Below are 16,993 nucleotides of genomic sequence, written 5' to 3'. Positions count from 1 at the left end.
TTCCGTTACCCTCGGCGGGTGATCTTCGGCGGGTTGGACGCGCGACTCGATGAGGTGCCCGGGACGATCTCGGTGTACGCAGGCCCGCTCGGCGCCCCGCCCACCTGGACCCGGCACGCCGAGGCCACCCACTACGCGGCGAGCACGATGAAACTGGCCGTGCTCGCCGCGTTGCACCGCGCGTCGGAGACCGGCGGATCCAGTCTGGACACCCCGATCGAGGTGACCAACTGCTTCACCTCGGCCCGACCGGACGCTGCCCCCTTCTCCTGCGCCCGGCAGTACGACAACGACGGCGTCGTCTGGGAGCGACTCGGGCAGCAGGCCCCACTGTGGTGGCTCGCCGAACGGATGATCGTACGATCCAGCAATCTCGCCACGAACCTGCTCATCGAGCACGTCGGGCTGCCCGCCGTGGCGGAGATCTGGGCTCGGGCCGGCGCCCGGCACAGTGTCACCGGGCGCGGCATCGAGGACTTCGCCGCCCGCGAGGCAGGCATCAGCAACCTGGTCACCGCCGCCGACCTGGCCGCCCTGCTCGGCGCCGTCGCCACCGGCGCCACCCGGGCCGGACCGATCGCCTCGCCCGCCGGCTGCGCAGCGATGCTCGACGTGCTCTGCGCCCAACAGATCCGGCAGGACATCGCCGAGGGACTACCCGCCGGTACCCGCCTCGCCCACAAGAACGGCTGGGTACGCGGTGTCCGGCACGGCGCGGCCGTGGTCTTCCCCGACGACAACGCCCCGTACCTGCTCGTCGTCTGCACCACCACGCCGCTCGGCGACGACCGGCGCAGCGAGGACGTCGACGTCGACTCCCGCCAACTGGTCGCCGACATCTCGGCCCAGGTCTGGCAGGCCCGCCACGACCTCACCGCCGCCCGTACGCCCCCGCCCGCACCTCGGTCGCCGGAGTGTTAGTCCAAGCCGAAGGCTGCCACCGAACACGCCGCCGCCCGAGGTGACCGACGGCGTCGCCTCAGCCGCCCACCCGGGCGAGGTCCCGGCGTCGGTCCCGTGCCGACTTGACCAGGCTGACCACCGTTGCCACCGCCAGGGTGGCCACGATCACCAGCAGGGACAGCCAGATCGGGATGTGCGGCGCCCAGCCCACCGGCTCGCCGCCGTTGAGGAAGAACAGGTTGTTGTCCGCCAGCGCTTCCAGGATCAGCTTGACCCCGATGAAGCCGAGCACCACGGCCAGGCCGTAGCTCAGGTAGATCAGCCGGTTCAGCAGTCCACCGAGCAGGAAGTACAGCTGCCGTAGGCCCATCAGCGCGAAGACGTTGGCGGTGAAGACGAGGTACGGCTCGTGGGTGATACCGAAGATCGCCGGAATCGAGTCCAGAGCGAAGATCAGATCGGTCGTCCCGATCGCGATCATGACGATGAGCATCGGGGTGAACATCCGCCGGTCGTCCTTGCGCGCGGTCAGCCGTGCCCCGTCGTAGCCCTGGGAGATCGGCAGCGCCCGTCGGCTCCACCGGATCAGCACGTTCTCCTGGAACTCATCCTCCGCCGAGTCGCCCTGCCGGGCCAGGTTGACCGCGGTGTAGACCAGGAACGCACCGAAGATGTAGAAGACCCAGCTGAACTGTGAGATCAGCGCCGCGCCCGCGGCGATGAAGCCACCCCGCATGACCAGCGCCAGCACGATGCCGACGAGCAGCACCTTCTGCTGATACTGCCGGGGCACCGCGAAGCGCGCCATGATGATCATGAAGACGAAGAGATTGTCCACCGAGAGGCTGTACTCGGTCAGCCAGCCGGTGTAGAACTGCCCGGCCACGCTCCCCCCGGCGGTGAGCCAGAGCCCGACGCCGAAAAGCAGGGCCAGCCCCACGTAGAAGGCGACCCAGAGGCTCGACTCGCGCACGCTCGGCTCGTGCGGACGCCGCCCGATGATGAACAGGTCCACCAGAAGCACCGCGGTCAGCGCGATGAGCGTAGCCGCCCACACGAGTCCGGACACATTCACAGTCTCAACCTCCGGCAGGCATGCAGCAACCGGCACACCGTACGCCTCGTGCCGCCATCGTGGGCGCCCTCACCACCGCTAGGCTTCCTAGGAGGCTAGGTGTGGTACTGCCCGCCCGGGGTGTGAGAATCTTGCCGGCCGACCGCCGAACGGCTTTCCGCCATGGCAGGCTGCCGGCATGGTTCTTGAGGTCGCGCTGATCGACGTGGTACCCGGCCAGGAAGACGCCTTCGCCGCCGCATACGCCGAGGGACACCAGGTGCTGGCCGGCACCCCTGGCTGCCGCTCGGTGCGGATGACCCGGGGCGTCGAGTCCCCCGCCCGGTTCGTGCTGCTGGTCGAGTGGGACTCGGTCGAGGCGCACGAACAGAACTTCCGGGCCAGCGAACGGTTCGTCCGGTGGCGGGAGCTGATCGGCCCACACTTCGCCGCCCCGCCCCGGGTCGAGCACTTCGTGGACGTCCCGGCCTAGCAGTGCCGGCTCGCCACGCCAGCACGCCAGACCCGACCGAGGCGTCGGACTCTGTCGTACCTCTGATCTAACCTGCGCCTCGCGTCGGCACCGACTCCCGACGGCTACGGGGGCGCCGGGCCGGTGCCGACGCGCCCACAGCTCACCCGTCGAGCCAGCCGGCCAGCATTCGCGCGGTCTCCTGCTCTGGCAGCGCGGCTTCCAGCAGGCGTTCCGTCATCCGCTCGTACCGGTCGACGTCGGTCGTGGTGGTCAACCGCACGTCCATGGTCAACGCCTCCAGCATCACCGTTCGCGGATCCGCTGGATCCGGAAAGGAATAGCAGGAGAACGGAGTCAGCGGCAGCGGCCCCAGCCCGGCCTCGGCCGGCAACAGCCGGATCGTCACGTGCGGCAACACGGTCAGGTCGAGCAGATATCGCAGCTGTTCACGCCAGACGTCGACGGGGTCGCCGGCCGACCCGCAGGCCACCTCCGTGATCAGTGCCGTGTAGCGCGGCGGCTCGACCCGACGCAGCACCGCGTGCCGGGCGGAGCGGGCCCGCAGATCGGCCTCCACATCCACCTCGGGATCGATGAGCTGACCGGCGGCGATGCGCAGGCGTGCGTACGCCGGGGTCTGCAGCAGACCCGGCACGACGGACGGCTGGTATTCCACGATGCCCGCCGCGCCGGCTTCGAGCTCGGCGTACGTGCGTTGCCGCTCGCCCATCTCGCCCAACGCCTTCCACCAGCCCCGACTGGTCGCGGCGTCACGAGCGATGACGATCAACGCGTCGCGCTGCGTCGGCGGCACCTGGTAGACGTCGAGCAGATCCAACACGTCGGCCAGGTCAGGGCGGCTCTGCCCCAACTCGATGCGGGACAGCTTCGAGGTGGAGGCCCAACCGAGCCGGTCACACACCTGCTCCAGTGTCAGTGTCTCCCGTCGCCGCAGCTGTCGCAGCTCGGCTCCGAGCCGCGCTCGTCGAATGACCGGACTCGTTGGTAACGGCATCCCCGCCTCCCCACGGAGGGAGAGTACGCACGACGATCACCCAGCGCAATAGTGCGCTCGCATTCCGCTATTCTCCCGGCTGGAACAGCTATCGCCGAGAAGGTCGAAATCACCGCACCCCGGCAGCGTCCATTCCGCGCAACTCCTTCTTCAGTTCGGCGATCTCGTCGCGGATCCGGGCGGCCAACTCGAACTGAAGATCCCGCGCGGCGGCCAACATCTGGTCGTTCAGCTCCTGGATGAGCTGCGCCAACTCGGCCCGCGCCATGCCCTCGCGGGCCGGCGTGCCGGCACCGGGCCGGACCCGGCTGCGAGTCTCCTTGACCGGAGCCTTGCCCCGGGACAACTGCCGCACCGCACCGCCGACCCGGGTCGCCTCGGTGTCCTCCGCCTCCCGGTAGATGTCGTCGAGGATGTCGTGGATCTTCTTGCGCAGCGGCTCGGGACTGATGCCGTGCGCCTCGTTGTGCGCGGTCTGCTTGGCCCGGCGCCGGTTCGTCTCCTCGATCGCGTCCGCCATCGACGGCGTGATCTTGTCGGCGTACATGTGCACCTGGCCGGAAACGTTACGGGCCGCCCGGCCGATGGTCTGGATCAGTGAACGACCGCTGCGCAGGAAGCCCTCCTTGTCCGCGTCGAGGATCGCCACCAGCGACACCTCCGGCAGGTCGAGACCCTCCCGCAGCAGGTTGATGCCGACCAGCACGTCGTAATCGCCCCGGCGCAGCTCACGCAGCAACTCCACCCGGCGCAGCGTGTCGACCTCGGAGTGCAGATAACGCACCCGGATGCCGTTCTCCAGGAGATAGTCGGAAAGGTCCTCGGCCATCTTCTTGGTCAGCGTGGTGACCAGCACCCGCTCGTCGCGCTCGGTACGCAGCTTGATCTCGTGCATCAGGTCGTCGATCTGGCCCTTGGTGGGCTTGACCACGACCTCCGGGTCCACCAGACCGGTCGGACGGATCACCTGCTCGACGAACTCCCCCTGGGCGTGCTCCAACTCCCACGGCCCCGGAGTGGCCGACAGGAACACCATCTGACCGACCCGCTCCAGGAACTCGTCGAACCGCAACGGCCGGTTGTCGGCGGCGCTGGGCAGCCGGAACCCGTGGTCGATCAGCATCCGCTTGCGGGAGGCGTCGCCCTCGTACATGCCGCCGATCTGCGGGATGGTCACGTGCGACTCGTCGATGACGGTGAGGAAGTCGTCGGGGAAGTAGTCGAGCAGGCAGTGCGGCGGGCTGCCTGGCAACCGGCCGTCGATGTGCATCGAGTAGTTCTCGATGCCGGAGCAGAAACCGACCTGCCGCATCATCTCGATGTCGTACGTGGTGCGCATCCGCAGCCGCTGCGCCTCCAGCAGCTTGCCCTGGCGCTCCAGCTCGGCCAGCCGCTCGGCCAGCTCAATTTCGATGTCGCGGATGGCCCGCTCCATCCGCTCCGGCCCGGCCGCGTAGTGCGTCGCCGGGAAGATCAGCAGATGGTCCACCTCGCGCACCACGTCACCGGTGAGCGGGTTGAGGTAGTAGAGCTTCTCCACCTCGTCGCCGAACAGCTCGATTCGTACGGCCAGTTCCTCGTACGCCGGAATGATCTCCAGCGTGTCGCCGCGCACCCGGAACGTGCCGCGCTGGAAGGCCATGTCGTTGCGGGTGTACTGGATGTCGACCAGCCGGCGCAGCAACTGGTCGCGATCCAGTTCCTGGCCGACCGCGACCCGCACCGCCCGATCGAGATACTCCTCCGGGGTGCCGAGCCCGTAGATCGCCGACACGGTGGCCACCACCACCACGTCACGGCGGGTGAGCAGCGACATGGTCGCCGAGTGCCGCAGCCGCTCGACCTCCTCGTTGATCGAGGAATCCTTCTCGATGTACGTGTCGGTCTGCGGAATGTACGCCTCGGGCTGGTAGTAGTCGTAGTAGGAGACGAAATATTCGACCGCATTGTCCGGCAGCAGCTCGCTGAACTCCTTGGCGAGCTGCGCACAGAGCGTCTTGTTGGGCGCCAGCACCAGCGTGGGACGCTGCAACCGCTCGATCAACCAGGCGGTGGTGGCGCTCTTGCCGGTGCCGGTCGCGCCGAGCAGGACGGTGTGCCGGTCACCGCGGCGCACCCGCCGTTCCAGATCGTCGATCGCGGCCGGCTGGTCGCCGGCCGGCTGGAACTCGCTGATGACCTGAAAGCGGCCGTCCAGCCGGGGTATGTCGAGCGCCATGACAACCACCGTACGCCGGGGGCCTGACAGTCCGCGGCGACTACGCCGAGCACGTGACCGGCCTCAATATTCGCATTGTGTGGTTCTTCTCACCCGGCTACCCTTTTCCCGTAGGCCGCTCGCGGCGGCCGACCGGGCCGGTGGCGGGCCGCACAAGCCATGCTGCCCCCGGCACAGTGGGTCGCAGCACCCGGCTATGCGGCGTGCGCACCCGACGTGGTCGCGCGGCAACGCGCAGACCGGCCGCCGCGAGCGCCCCTATGTCGTCACCCGATCCCGGTCCGAGGCGTTCATCCTCCGTGGAGAACAGCTCACGACCGGTACCCGACACCCGCAGCACCGACCGTTCCGATCCGGACGAACCGACCACCGGCACCGTCCGGTCCAGCGGCTCGGCGCAGGCTCCCGACGACCCCGCAGGTGCAGCCGGCCGCCCGGCAGGTGCTCGCGGCCGGTCGGCGGGTGCTCCCGACGGCCGAACCGACCGCCGGCACCGCGCCGCGCCCCGGCGACATCGCGCCGGCATCGGGCCACCTGCCGGCCTCGGCCTCGACGGGCCCGGACAGACCGTCGACCAGCCGGGACGGCCCGGGACACGCCGGGCCAAGCTGCCCCACCCCCTACTCGACCCGGCCGCCGCCGACCCCACCGAGGACGACCTCGCCGAAGCCGACGAAACCGCCGACGAGGCCCGGCAACGGTCCGCCCGCCGACGCCGACTCACCCTGACCGGGCTCACCCTCACCGCCGTGCTCACCGCCGTCACGCTGGTGGTCACCCTGGTCAACTGGGCCCCGGACGGGCCTGCGGCCCGCCAGTTGACCTCGACCGAACGGGATCGGTTGGCGGTGATGCGGGTGACCAACCAGCGCGACCTGCGCGCCGGGCTGCACGTCACGATCGGCGACGGCACCAACCGCGCCGACCTGCTCGGCTGGGTCGACTGGGCCCGGCGACTGGTCTACGTCGACGTGGGCGGGCCCGGTGCCGGCGCGCTGCGCGGTCTGGCGCAGGCCAGCCCCACCGTCCTGGTGGTCCGGCCCGATCCGGCCGCGGTACCGGCACCCGCGATGCCGCCGCTGATCCCACCGACCGACGGCTGGCGGGTTCCCCCGGACCAGCGGCTCGCACCCCTGCTGGCCATGATCTTCGCGCTGAGCGCCGAGCGCCCGGACCCGGCCGAGGAGTTGTCCGGCCGTTGGGTCGGCCGGGAGCAGCGCAACGGGGAGAGCCTCGACATCCTGGAGGCGTCGCCACCCGGCGCCGGGCCAACTGATCCCGGCGCAGGAACCGCCGCCCGTTACTGGTTGGACGCCGCCGGCCGACTGCACCGGCTGGAGACCACAGTCGCGGCGATCGGGCCGGTCACCGTGCAACTGAACCGTACCGACCGGCCGACCCTACGGCCGGTCGACGCGCTGGGCGGTCGCCCCGGCCTGCCCCGCGCCCTCCAGGCCGCCGAACGGGACCGCTGGCGGCGCCTACCGGCCCGGTTGCGAGCCGCCGGCGGCGCCACCGTCACGGCGACCGTGCCCGCGTCGGCCGCCATCAACCTGCGCGGCACCGGCTGGCTGGACTGGATCTCGGGTACGGCCTATCTCGGCGTCACCGACCTGGACACCGCAGGCACCCGGACGCTGGTCCGACAGGACCGCGGCGGGGTCGCCCGGATCGAGGCGCCGTCGCCGGGAGACCTGGCGGATCCGCCGCTGCCACCACCGGTCACGGGATGGCGCACCGGCGCGCACCGCAGCGACGCGCTGGACCCGCTCGTGGACCGGGCGCTGCGGGCCGCCCGAGGCGCCGGCCCCTCCGGCAGTCCCCGCCGGGTACGCGGTGACAACATCGCCGGCAACACGGTCGACGTCGTCGAGGTCGGATCCGAAGGCACCCGGGCACGCTACTGGGTCGACCGGTCCGGTCTGCTCCGCCGGCTGGAGGTGTCGACCCGGGGCGGCGCCTGGGCGCAACTCGACCTGACACCGGGCCGGGTACCCCAACTGACCACGCCGGCCAAGGCCCGCTGACCGCTCCTGGCGGGACTACGGACGCCATCCGGTCCGAGCCGCCCACTGCTCCGCCCGCAGGTGCTCCTCGTCGAACCACGGATCCTTCGCCGTGGCGTACGCCCCGCTGTCCGGCGCCGAGGCCGCCAGTTCCCGCTTGAGCATCAGGTACGCGGCCCGCCGGTCGGGGTCGGCCCGCAGGTGGTCACGCATCAGCAGGGCGTACCGCCAGCCGGGTGACCCGGTCACCCGCAGGTGCAGATGGACCGGACGGGCGGGATCGGCGCTGCCGTGCAGTCGCTTCTCCCACCGTCCGGCGCCCGCCGGTCGGGGGGTGTCCCACCAGTCGCCGGGCAGCCGAGGGAAACCGGCGTCGGCGAGTCGCTGCGCCAGCGGCCCGTCCGCGTCGGCCAGGGACGGCACACTGAGTTGGATGTCGATGACGTCCTTGGCGGCCAGACCCGGCATCGCGGTCGAGCCGATGTGGTCGATCCGCAGGTCCGCCGGAGCGATCGCGTGACGGATCCGGGCCGCCAGCCGGGCGTACTGCTGCGGCCAGGTCGGATCCGGTTCGCTCAGCGTCACCCGGTGCGCCCGGACCGCCCGCCGATGTCGCACGTTGTCCTCGAAGGGCACCAACCGGTCGTGCCAGAGGGCGTCGACGGCGGCATGCAGCTGGGCCAGGCTGCCGTCGTTACACAGCAGCACGTCCGCCACCGCCGCCCGGCGGGCGTCGTCGGCCTGGCCGGCGATCCGCCGCTCGGCGTCCGCCCGGCTCATCCCCCGGTCCCGGGTCAACCGCTCCAACCGGGTCGCCAGCGCCGTCTGCACCACCACCACCAGGTGGTACGTGGGCGCCAGCCCCACCTCCACCAGCAGCGGTACGTCGTTGACCACCACCGCGTCAGGTGCCGCGGCGGCGACCAGCTCGGCGGTACGGGCCCGCACCCGGCTGTGGACGATCGTCTCCAACCGGCGACGGGCTGCCTCGTCGGTGAAGACCAGGTCGGCGAGAGCGGCCCGGTCGAGGGCGCCATCGGCGTCGAGCACCCGCTCGGTGAAGGCGGCCACCACCTCGGCCAGCCCGTCGGTGCCCGGGGCCACCACCTCCCGGGAGAGTTGGTCGGCGTCGACGAGCACCGCGCCGCGCTCGACCAGCCGCCGCGCCACCGCGCTCTTGCCCGAACCGATCCCGCCGGTCAACCCCACCTTCAGCACGGCACTCAGTCAACCCGATCATCGCCGCACCGCCAAACAAGAGCCGAACCCACAACGGCGAGGGCCCCGCCGCGAACCCGGAGATCCGGGTCGAAGCGGGGCCCTGCCGTGTTGGCTAGCGGGTCACTTACCGCCGGCGAGCTTCTCGCGCAGAGCGGCGAGCGCCTCGTCGGTGGCCAGCGTGCCAGCGGGCTCCTCGGCCTGGCGGCTGGGGGCCGCGCTGGTCGTGGTGGTGGTGCCGGTGGGCGCAGGCTGCGGGTTGGCAGCGGCCTCGGCCTCGGCGGCCCGAGAGGTCTGCACCTGCTTCTGGTGCGCCTCCCAGCGCTGCCGCGCCTCGGCGTACTGGTTCTCCCAGGTCTCGCGCTGCTTGTCGTACCCCTCGAGCCACTCGCCCGTCTCCGGGTCGAAGCCCTCCGGGTAGATGTAGTTGCCCTCGGCGTCGTAGGTCGCGGCCATGCCGTAGAGGGTCGGGTCGAAGTGCTCCTCGCCCTCGACGAAGCCCTCGTTGGCCTGCTTGAGCGACAGCGAGATCCGGCGGCGCTCCAGGTCGATGTCGATGACCTTGACCATGACCTCGGAGCCGACCTGGACGACCTGCTCGGGGATCTCCACGTGGCGCTCGGCCAGCTCGGAGATGTGGACCAGGCCCTCGATGCCGTCGTCCACCCGGACGAACGCACCGAACGGCACCAGCTTGGTGACCTTACCCGGCACGATCTGCTGGATCGCGTGGGTACGGGCGAACTGCCGCCACGGGTCCTCCTGGGTCGCCTTCAGCGACAGCGAGACCCGCTCGCGGTCCAGGTCGACGTCCAGGACCTCGACCTCGACCTCCTGGCCCACCTCGACGACCTCGGACGGGTGGTCGATGTGCTTCCAGGACAGCTCGGAGACGTGCACCAGGCCGTCCACGCCGCCCAGGTCGACGAACGCGCCGAAGTTGACGATCGAGGAGACGACGCCCTTGCGGACCTGCCCCTTCTGGAGCTTGTTGAGGAACTCGGTGCGCACCTCGGACTGCGTCTGCTCCAGCCAGGCCCGGCGGGACAGGACCACGTTGTTGCGGTTCTTGTCCAGCTCAATGATCTTGGCTTCGAGCTCGCGGCCGACGTACGGCTGCAGGTCACGCACCCGCCGCATCTCGACCAGGGAGGCCGGCAGGAAGCCGCGCAGCCCGATGTCGAGGATGAGGCCACCCTTGACCACCTCGATGACCGAGCCGCGGACGACACCGTCCTCGTCCTTGATCTTCTCGATCGTGCCCCAGGCCCGCTCGTACTGCGCCCGCTTCTTGGAGAGGATCAGCCGCCCCTCCTTGTCCTCCTTCTGGAGGACGAGGGCCTCGATGTGGTCACCGACCGAGACGACCTCTGCCGGGTCCACATCGTGCTTGATCGACAACTCACGAGAGGGGATGACGCCCTCGGTCTTGTAGCCGATGTCGAGCAGGACCTCGTCCCGGTCGACCTTGACGACGGTGCCTTCGACAATGTCGCCGTCGTTGAAGTACTTGATGGTCTCGTCGATCGCGGCGAGGAAAGCTTCCTCGGAGCCGAGGTCGTCGACGGTGACCTTGGTGGCGCTCGAGGGGGCCTCGATGCTGCTCGTCATGTGGGCGGTTGCTCCGGTCGGATGTGTGTCACAGCAGGCTGGTGTCGCGGTGACCTGTGCGCGCCAACGGATCCGTCGGCGGGCCCACCCAAAAATCGCTGAACGAGATCTTGATGTGACTCCGTCGACCGCGCACCTGCTCCCTGCCGAGGCACACGATCCGCGAGCGCATCCTCTACCCTACCCGCTGCATTACCACAGCGTGCAAGCCCTCCCGTCTCCTCATCGCCGCACCACCCGCGAAAGCGGAGATTTCGGCCAGAGGCGCCTTCTCCCCCCGCTGCGCGCTCCCACCAGCCAGGGCCGACGCGCTCGGCCCGGGCCCCGACCCGGCGGGCGTGGGCGGAATCACCCGGCGGGCGGCCGCCGGGCCACGAAGATGGCGGTCCCCGGAAACAGTCGCCCACGCAGCGGGCTCCACTGGCCCCAGATCTGCTCGTGCCCGGGTGGCCACTCCGGCTCCACCACGTCGTGCAGGACGAAGCCGGCGGCCGTCAACTCCCGGACCCGGTCGCCGAAGGTGCGGTGCGCCTCGATGTAGCTGGGCACTCCCGCCGCGTCCTGTTCGATGTACGGGCGACGGTCGAAGTACGAGTGCACCGCCAGCAGACCACCCTCGCCGGGATCGTCGAGGAACACCCAGCGCATCGGGTGGGTGACGGCGAAGACCCACGCTCCACCGGGACGCAGCACCCGGTACACCTCGCGCATCAGCGCCTCGGAGTCGGCGACGAACGGGACGGCGCCGAACGCGGTGTGCACCGTGTCGAACGTGCCCGCCCGAAACGGCAGGGCCAGGGCGTCCGCCTGCACGAGCGGCACCCGTACGCCGCAGCGTTCGGCGGCCATCCGGGCGTGCCGCAGCATGCCGGCGGAGAGATCCAGGGCCGTCACCTCGGCGCCCTGCCCGTCCAGCCAGCGCGAGCCCGCCGCCGCGCCGCAGCCCAGTTCCAGTACCCGGGTCCCCTTGACATCGCCGAGCAGCCGCACGTCGGCCTCGCGCAGCCCCTCCGGGCACCACACCAGATCGACGTCGCCGAGAAAGGCGCCGTGCTCCTCCTGATAGCTGTCCGCGTCCTGGTCCCACCAGCGGCGGCTCGCCGCCCTGCCCTCGGCCTCGGAGACAGCGCGGCGAGTGACGGCGGGTTCGGGCAGCGGCGGATCGTCGTTCATCCCGGTAACGGTACGGAGCCCGACCGGAGCACCGGCGCAAGGGCGCCGGTGGGGCACCGACGACACCGGCGACCGAGGTCAACTCGACCAAGAGGCAACATCACCCTGGGTGCCCTTTCCGCCCGGTCACCCCCGGACGCTGTTTCCGCTCGGTCACCCCGGGGCGCTGTTTCCGCTCGGCGGCGCCGGGTACCCGCGGGCATGGCCGAGAAGGAGTTCCACGAGGGCGACCACGTCTCCTGGGCCAGCCACAGCGGCCGGGCGTACGGCGTGGTCAAGGAGAAGCTGATCGACCGGACCCACGTACGCGGGCACACGGTGAACGCCACGCCGGAGGATCCGCAGTACCGGATCACCAACGACGACTCGGGACGGGACGTCGCCCACCGCCCGGAGGTGTTACGTCGTGAGCCGAAGTGACGATCCCCAGCAGACGTACCGGGAGTTCACCGACGCGGTGAACATGAAGCCGACCGAACTGTCCCGTTGGTTGGAGACCGACGCGTCCAAACACGTCGGCTGGCAGAAGAAGGGCACCGAGGGCGGCGAGTCGGTGGGCCACGAGTCCGGCCGCAAGATCGTCGACCTGCTCCGACGCAAGCGCGGCGATCTCACCGAGGCCGACTACAAGCACATGCGCAAGGTCGTCGGGTACGTCCGGCGGCACATGGCGCAGCGACCCAGCGGCGACGTACGCGAAACCCGGTGGCGGTACTCGCTGATGAACTGGGGCCACGACCCGGTCAAGGCGGCGCTGCCGCCGCCCGGCGGCCCGTCCCGAAAGGCCCTCGAACGGCACGGCACTCCGCCGAAGTCCCGCCGGGGCCCCGGCCGCTGACTCGACGCCGCGATCCGAAACCTCGGGCGCGCTCGATGTCGTGCCCCCCGGCTCGGGTAGCCGATCGGCTTGACCCTGCCGTTGACGGCAGGGTCACACGATCGCGGTATGAGCGACAGCACGCCACGCCGGGTCGTCGTGGTGACGGGCGCCGGCACCGGAATCGGCCGCGCCACGGCCCGGGCGTTCAGCACCGCAGGCGACCACGTTCTCGCGGTGGGCCGCCGCCGCGCACCGCTGGCGGAGACGGCAGCCGACCATTCCCGGATCGTTCCGTTCACCATGGACGTCACCGCCGCCGACGCGCCGCAACGGGTGGTCGATGCCGCCCTCACCCGGCACGGACGCCTCGACGTACTGGTCAACAACGCCGGGATCGCCGGTGGCGGCGGCCTCGCCGACCTGGACGAGACTGCGGTACGCAGGCAGTTGGACATCAACCTGCTCGCCCCGGTCCGGCTGGCCCACGCCGCGCTCCCGGCGTTGGCCGCCACCCAGGGGGTGATCGTCAACATCACCACCTCGATCGGTCAGCGGGGCTGGCCCGGTTCCTCGCTCTATGCCGCGGGAAAGGTCGCGCTCGATTCGCTGACCCGCAGCTGGGCGGTGGAGTTGGCGCCATGCGGCGTCCGCGTGGTGGCGGTGGCCCCGGGTGCGATCGACACTCCGATCGGCGAACACCAGGGCCTCGATCCACAACAACGCGCGGCGGTACGCGCCTGGCAGGTGGGGCACACGCCGCTGGGCCGGCTCGGGCGTCCCGAGGAGGTAGCCTGGGCGATCCTGCACCTCTGCGACGCGAATGCGGCCTTCGTCACCGGCGTGGTGCTGCCCGTCGACGGCGCAGCGGTTGTCGCGTGAGGGGACGGTGTCGGCGGGATGCGGATCGGTGAACTGGCCAGACGCACCGGCAGCACGCCCCGGGCCCTGCGCCACTACGAGGAGCAGGGTCTGATCGCCGCCCACCGGGCCGCGAACGGCTACCGGCAGTACGACGAGCGGGCCGCGCTGCGGGTACGCAACATCCGGCACCTGCTCGCCGCCGGCCTGACCCTGGAGGACGTTCAGGCCTTCCTGCCCTGTCTCGACGGGGACGTGACCACCGCACCGCCCTCCCCCGCCGGCCTCCGGATCGGTCAGCAACGTCTGGCCGTCCTGGACGCCCGGATCGCCGCCCAGGTAGCCCTCCGAGAACGCCTGGCCGCCGCCCTGACCGACGCCACAAACCCCCACCCCAACCCCTGACCCACAAACCACCCCACCCCACCCAACCCCAACCCCGGCCCCGGCCCCGGCCCCGGCCCGCGATCTTGCACTTACGGTCGCCAACATGCACCAAAAGCGCACTATGCACCGACAGTAAGTGCAAGATCGACGCAGATAGAGGCGGGTGCGGTCAGCCTCGACACCCAGCCCCGGCCACAGCGTCGTCAGGACCGGAGCACTCTCGCCTACGGCTGGAGCACGCGCCGCTCGTGTGCCGCCGCACTACGCCAGGGCCCGGCCCACGTCAGGGTTTCGGGGGGAGCCCGGCCCGTGCAGGGATCAAGCCTGACCGCCCGGAGCGGGCCGGGCTCCCCCCGAAACCCCGCCCACCCCAAGGCAGGCAGCCCCTCCGAACCATGCCCACCCCAAAGCAGGCAGACCCTCCGAACCATGCCGACCCAAAGCAGGCAGGCGCTCCGAAGCCCGGAGTGCCCGAAACCTCGCCCCGCCCGTACCTCACGGCCGGCCGGTCATCCCGAGGGATCAGTGATCCGCGCTGTTCCAGTCGCGGCCCTCGCCGACCGACACCTCCAGCGGCACCGACAACGGGTACGCCCCACCCATCTCGCGCCGGACCAGCTCCTCCAGGACCGTCCGCTCCCCCGGGGCCACCTCGAAGACCAGTTCGTCGTGCACCTGTAGCAGCATCCGGGAGCGCAGCCCGGCGTCGCGCAGCGCGGTGTCGACGTGCAGCATGGCGACCTTGATGATGTCGGCGGCGGAACCCTGGATCGGCGCGTTGAGCGCCATCCGCTCGGCCATTTCCCGACGCTGCCGGTTGTCGCTGACCAGGTCGGGCAGGTAGCGCCGGCGGCCGAGGATGGTGGAGGTGTAGCCGTCCTGGCGGGCCCGGGCGACCACCTCGTGCAGGTAGTCCCGGACCCCGCCGAAGCCGGCGAAGTAGTTCTCCATCAGGCCACGCGCCTCCTCGGCGGTGATGCCGAGTTGCTGGGACAGGCCGAAGGCGCTCAGCCCGTACGCCAGGCCGTAGTTCATCGCCTTGATCTTGCGTCGCTGGTCCGGAGTGACCTCGGCCACCGGTACGGCGAAGACCGAGGAGGCGGTCGCGGCGTGGAAGTCGGCGCCGGAGTTGAACGCCTCGATCAACGCGTCGTCGCTGGACAGATGCGCCATGATCCGCATTTCGATCTGGCTGTAGTCGGCGGTGAGCAGGCATTCGTAGCCCTCCCCCACCACGAACGCCCGGCGGATGCGCCGCCCCTCCTCGGTGCGGATGGGAATGTTCTGCAGGTTGGGCTCGGTGGAGGAGAGCCGGCCGGTGGCGGCGACTGTCTGGTTGAACGTGGTGTGGATGCGACCGTCGTCGGAGACCGACTTGAGCAGCCCGTCCACCGTCGACTTGAGCTTGGCCACGTCCCGGTGGCGCAGCAGATGGTGCAGCAGCGGGTGCTCGGTCTGCGCGTAGAGCCACTGGAGGGCGTCGGCGTCGGTGGTGTACCCGGTCTTGATCTTCTTGGTCTTGGGCAGGGCGAGTTCGCCGAAGAGAATCTCCTGGAGCTGCTTCGGCGAGCCGAGGTTGAACTCCCGGCCGACCACCGCGTACGCGCCCTGCGCGGCGGCCTTCACCTCGGCGGCGAAGTGCGCCTCCAACTCCGAGAGGTAGTCGGTGTCGGCGGCGATGCCGGTGCGCTCCATGCCGGCCAGCACCCGCATGAGTGGCAGCTCCACCCCGGCCATCAGGCGGGCGGACTGTTCCCCGTCGCGGGACAGCTCGGCGTCGATCGCCTCGGCCAGGTCGAGGGTGGCCCGGGCGTGCAGCATGAGATTCTGCTCGGCCTCGCCGTCGCCGCCGAGCCCGTCCAGGGTGAGCTGGCCGTCGTCGGGAACGTCGACCCGCAACTCCCGGTGCAGGTAGCGCAGCGCCAGGTCGGTCAGATCGTAGGAACGCTGGTCGGGGCGGGCCAGGTAGGCCGCGATCTGGGTGTCCCGGGCGATGCCGGCCAGAGTCCAGCCGTGCGCGGCGAAGGCCAACACGGCGGGCTTGCTGTCGTGCAGCACCTTGGGCCGGGTCTCGTCGGCCAGCCACCCGGCCAGTGCCGTCTCGTCGCTGGCGTCGAGCCGGCTCGGGTCGAACCAGGCCGCCGCACCGGTTGCGGTGGCCAGGGCCAGGCCGGTGACGGTGGCGGTGTGCCGCCGGTTGGGGCCGGTGTCCAGCTTGACCGCCAGCCCGACCGGGTCGCCCGCCGGGGCGTGCGTGGCCAGCCAGCCGGTCAACGCACCCGGGCCGGTCAGCACCTCGCCGGCCAACTCGAAGCCGGCCTCGGCCTCCGGCTCGACCGCGTCGAGGTACTGGTAGAGACGGTCGCGCAGGATGCGGAACTGGAGCGTGTCGAAGACCTGGTGCACGGCCTCGCGGTCCCACCCCTGCCAACGGGCGTCGTCCGGCCGGATCGGCAGCTCCAGGTCAGCCACCAGTTGGTTGATCTCGTAGTTGCGGATCACGTCGGCGAGCCGCTCGCGCAGGCTGTCGCCGGCCTTGCCCTTGATCTCGTCGGCGCGGGCGATGATGCCCTCCACCCCGCCGTACGTGTTGATCCATTTGGCCGCGGTCTTCGGGCCGACGCCGGGGACGCCCGGCAGGTTGTCGCTGGTCTCACCGACCAGCGCGGCCAGATCCCGGTAGCGACCGGGAGCGACACCGTACTTCGCCTCGACCGCGGCCGGATCCATCCGGGCCAGGTCGGAGACGCCCTTACGCGGGTAGAGCACGGTGATCTGCTCGTCGACGAGTTGGAAGGCGTCCCGGTCACCGGTGGAGATCAGCACCGGCATGCCCTGATCGCGGGCCTGGCAGGCCAGGGTGGCGATGATGTCGTCAGCCTCGTAGCCCTCCTTCTCCACCACCGGCACCCGCAGCGCCGCGAGGACCTCCTTGACCAGGCTGACCTGGCCCTTGAAGTCGGTCGGCGTCTCGCTGCGGCCGGCCTTGTACTCCGCGTACTTGTCGGTGCGGAAGGAGCGGCGGGACACGTCGAAGGCGACGACGATGTGGGTCGGCCGCTCGTCGCGCAGCACGTTGATCAGCATCGAGGTGAAGCCGTAGACCGCGTTGGTCGGCTGCCCGGTCGTGGTGGAGAAGTTTTCCACCGGCAGGGCGAAGAAGGCCCGATATGCCAGGGAGTGTCCGTCGACGAGGAGCAGGCGCGGCGTCGTAGCTGTCACGGTGGCGACTCTAGTCCGTGCCGCCGACAACTC

The 16,993-nt window shown here is 70.6% G+C and carries 14 protein-coding genes; 7 read left to right on the top strand and 7 right to left on the bottom strand.

Annotated features, from left to right (window positions below; all coding sequences use genetic code 11):
• Positions 1-18: 18 nt before the first annotated feature.
• Positions 19-921: a serine hydrolase gene (locus AB0M35_RS16170; protein ID WP_363745956.1), complete on the top strand. Its 903-nt coding sequence runs from the start codon at positions 19-21 to the stop codon at positions 919-921.
• A 58-nt stretch (positions 922-979) separates the two neighbouring features.
• Here AB0M35_RS16170 and AB0M35_RS16165 read toward each other — a convergent pair whose 3' ends face one another.
• A complete protein-coding gene (locus AB0M35_RS16165; RefSeq protein WP_363745954.1) occupies positions 980-1,978 on the bottom strand; it encodes a TerC family protein in 999 nt (332 codons plus the stop codon).
• Between the two features lie 178 nt (positions 1,979-2,156).
• On the opposite strand from AB0M35_RS16165, the gene AB0M35_RS16160 reads away from it, so the two are divergent.
• Positions 2,157-2,450 (top strand): antibiotic biosynthesis monooxygenase family protein, encoded by a 294-nt coding sequence (locus AB0M35_RS16160; protein ID WP_363745952.1) that lies wholly within the window; start codon positions 2,157-2,159, stop codon positions 2,448-2,450.
• A gap of 142 nt (positions 2,451-2,592) precedes the next feature.
• Here AB0M35_RS16160 and AB0M35_RS16155 read toward each other — a convergent pair whose 3' ends face one another.
• Both AB0M35_RS16155 and uvrB read right to left on the bottom strand, forming a co-directional pair.
• Positions 2,593-3,447 (bottom strand): helix-turn-helix transcriptional regulator, encoded by an 855-nt coding sequence (locus tag AB0M35_RS16155; protein ID WP_363745950.1) that lies wholly within the window; start codon positions 3,445-3,447, stop codon positions 2,593-2,595.
• Between the two features lie 109 nt (positions 3,448-3,556).
• On the bottom strand, positions 3,557-5,665 hold the full coding sequence (gene uvrB, locus AB0M35_RS16150) for an excinuclease ABC subunit UvrB (protein ID WP_363745948.1): 2,109 nt from the start codon (positions 5,663-5,665) through the stop codon (positions 3,557-3,559).
• Positions 5,666-5,964: 299 nt separating this feature from the next.
• On the opposite strand from uvrB, the gene AB0M35_RS16145 reads away from it, so the two are divergent.
• Positions 5,965-7,692, top strand: coding sequence for a hypothetical protein (locus tag AB0M35_RS16145; protein ID WP_363745946.1), 1,728 nt, complete (start codon positions 5,965-5,967; stop codon positions 7,690-7,692).
• Between the two features lie 15 nt (positions 7,693-7,707).
• Here the strand turns inward: AB0M35_RS16145 and coaE are convergent, their stop codons facing one another.
• From coaE to AB0M35_RS16130, 3 genes are all read right to left on the bottom strand, one after another.
• Positions 7,708-8,889, bottom strand: coding sequence for a dephospho-CoA kinase (gene coaE / locus AB0M35_RS16140; protein WP_363745944.1), 1,182 nt, complete (start codon positions 8,887-8,889; stop codon positions 7,708-7,710).
• Positions 8,890-9,012: 123 nt separating this feature from the next.
• A complete protein-coding gene (rpsA, locus tag AB0M35_RS16135; protein ID WP_363745942.1) occupies positions 9,013-10,500 on the bottom strand; it encodes a 30S ribosomal protein S1 in 1,488 nt (495 codons plus the stop codon).
• Between the two features lie 348 nt (positions 10,501-10,848).
• Positions 10,849-11,673, bottom strand: a complete 825-nt coding sequence (locus AB0M35_RS16130; RefSeq protein WP_363745940.1) for a class I SAM-dependent methyltransferase — start codon at positions 11,671-11,673, stop codon at positions 10,849-10,851.
• A 201-nt stretch (positions 11,674-11,874) separates the two neighbouring features.
• Here AB0M35_RS16130 and AB0M35_RS16125 point away from each other — a divergent pair, with 201 nt between their 5' ends.
• The 4 genes from AB0M35_RS16125 to AB0M35_RS16110 all read left to right on the top strand — a co-directional run bounded on the left by AB0M35_RS16125 (position 11,875) and on the right by AB0M35_RS16110 (position 13,756).
• Positions 11,875-12,093 (top strand): DUF2945 domain-containing protein, encoded by a 219-nt coding sequence (locus AB0M35_RS16125; protein ID WP_363745938.1) that lies wholly within the window; start codon positions 11,875-11,877, stop codon positions 12,091-12,093.
• A complete protein-coding gene (locus tag AB0M35_RS16120) occupies positions 12,080-12,511 on the top strand; it encodes a DUF3140 domain-containing protein (protein WP_363745936.1) in 432 nt (143 codons plus the stop codon). Before AB0M35_RS16125 ends, AB0M35_RS16120 begins: the two co-directional genes overlap by 14 nt.
• Positions 12,512-12,619: 108 nt before the next feature.
• The gene (locus AB0M35_RS16115) at positions 12,620-13,372 is read left to right on the top strand and encodes an SDR family oxidoreductase (RefSeq protein ID WP_363745934.1); all 753 of its coding nucleotides are present in this window, start codon (positions 12,620-12,622) and stop codon (positions 13,370-13,372) included.
• Positions 13,373-13,390: 18 nt separating this feature from the next.
• Complete coding sequence (locus AB0M35_RS16110; protein WP_363745932.1) at positions 13,391-13,756, top strand: MerR family transcriptional regulator; 366 nt, start codon at positions 13,391-13,393, stop codon at positions 13,754-13,756.
• 504 nt (positions 13,757-14,260) lie between these two features.
• Here the strand turns inward: AB0M35_RS16110 and polA are convergent.
• A complete protein-coding gene (gene polA / locus AB0M35_RS16105; RefSeq protein ID WP_363745930.1) occupies positions 14,261-16,960 on the bottom strand; it encodes a DNA polymerase I in 2,700 nt (899 codons plus the stop codon).
• Positions 16,961-16,993 lie beyond the last annotated feature (33 nt).

It is taken from the genome of Micromonospora sp. NPDC051196, assembly GCF_040682415.1.
In the GTDB taxonomy this organism is placed as follows: domain Bacteria; phylum Actinomycetota; class Actinomycetes; order Mycobacteriales; family Micromonosporaceae; genus Micromonospora.
Note: the sequence above shows the minus strand (reverse complement) of the source record. Positions and strands in the feature narration are given on the sequence as shown.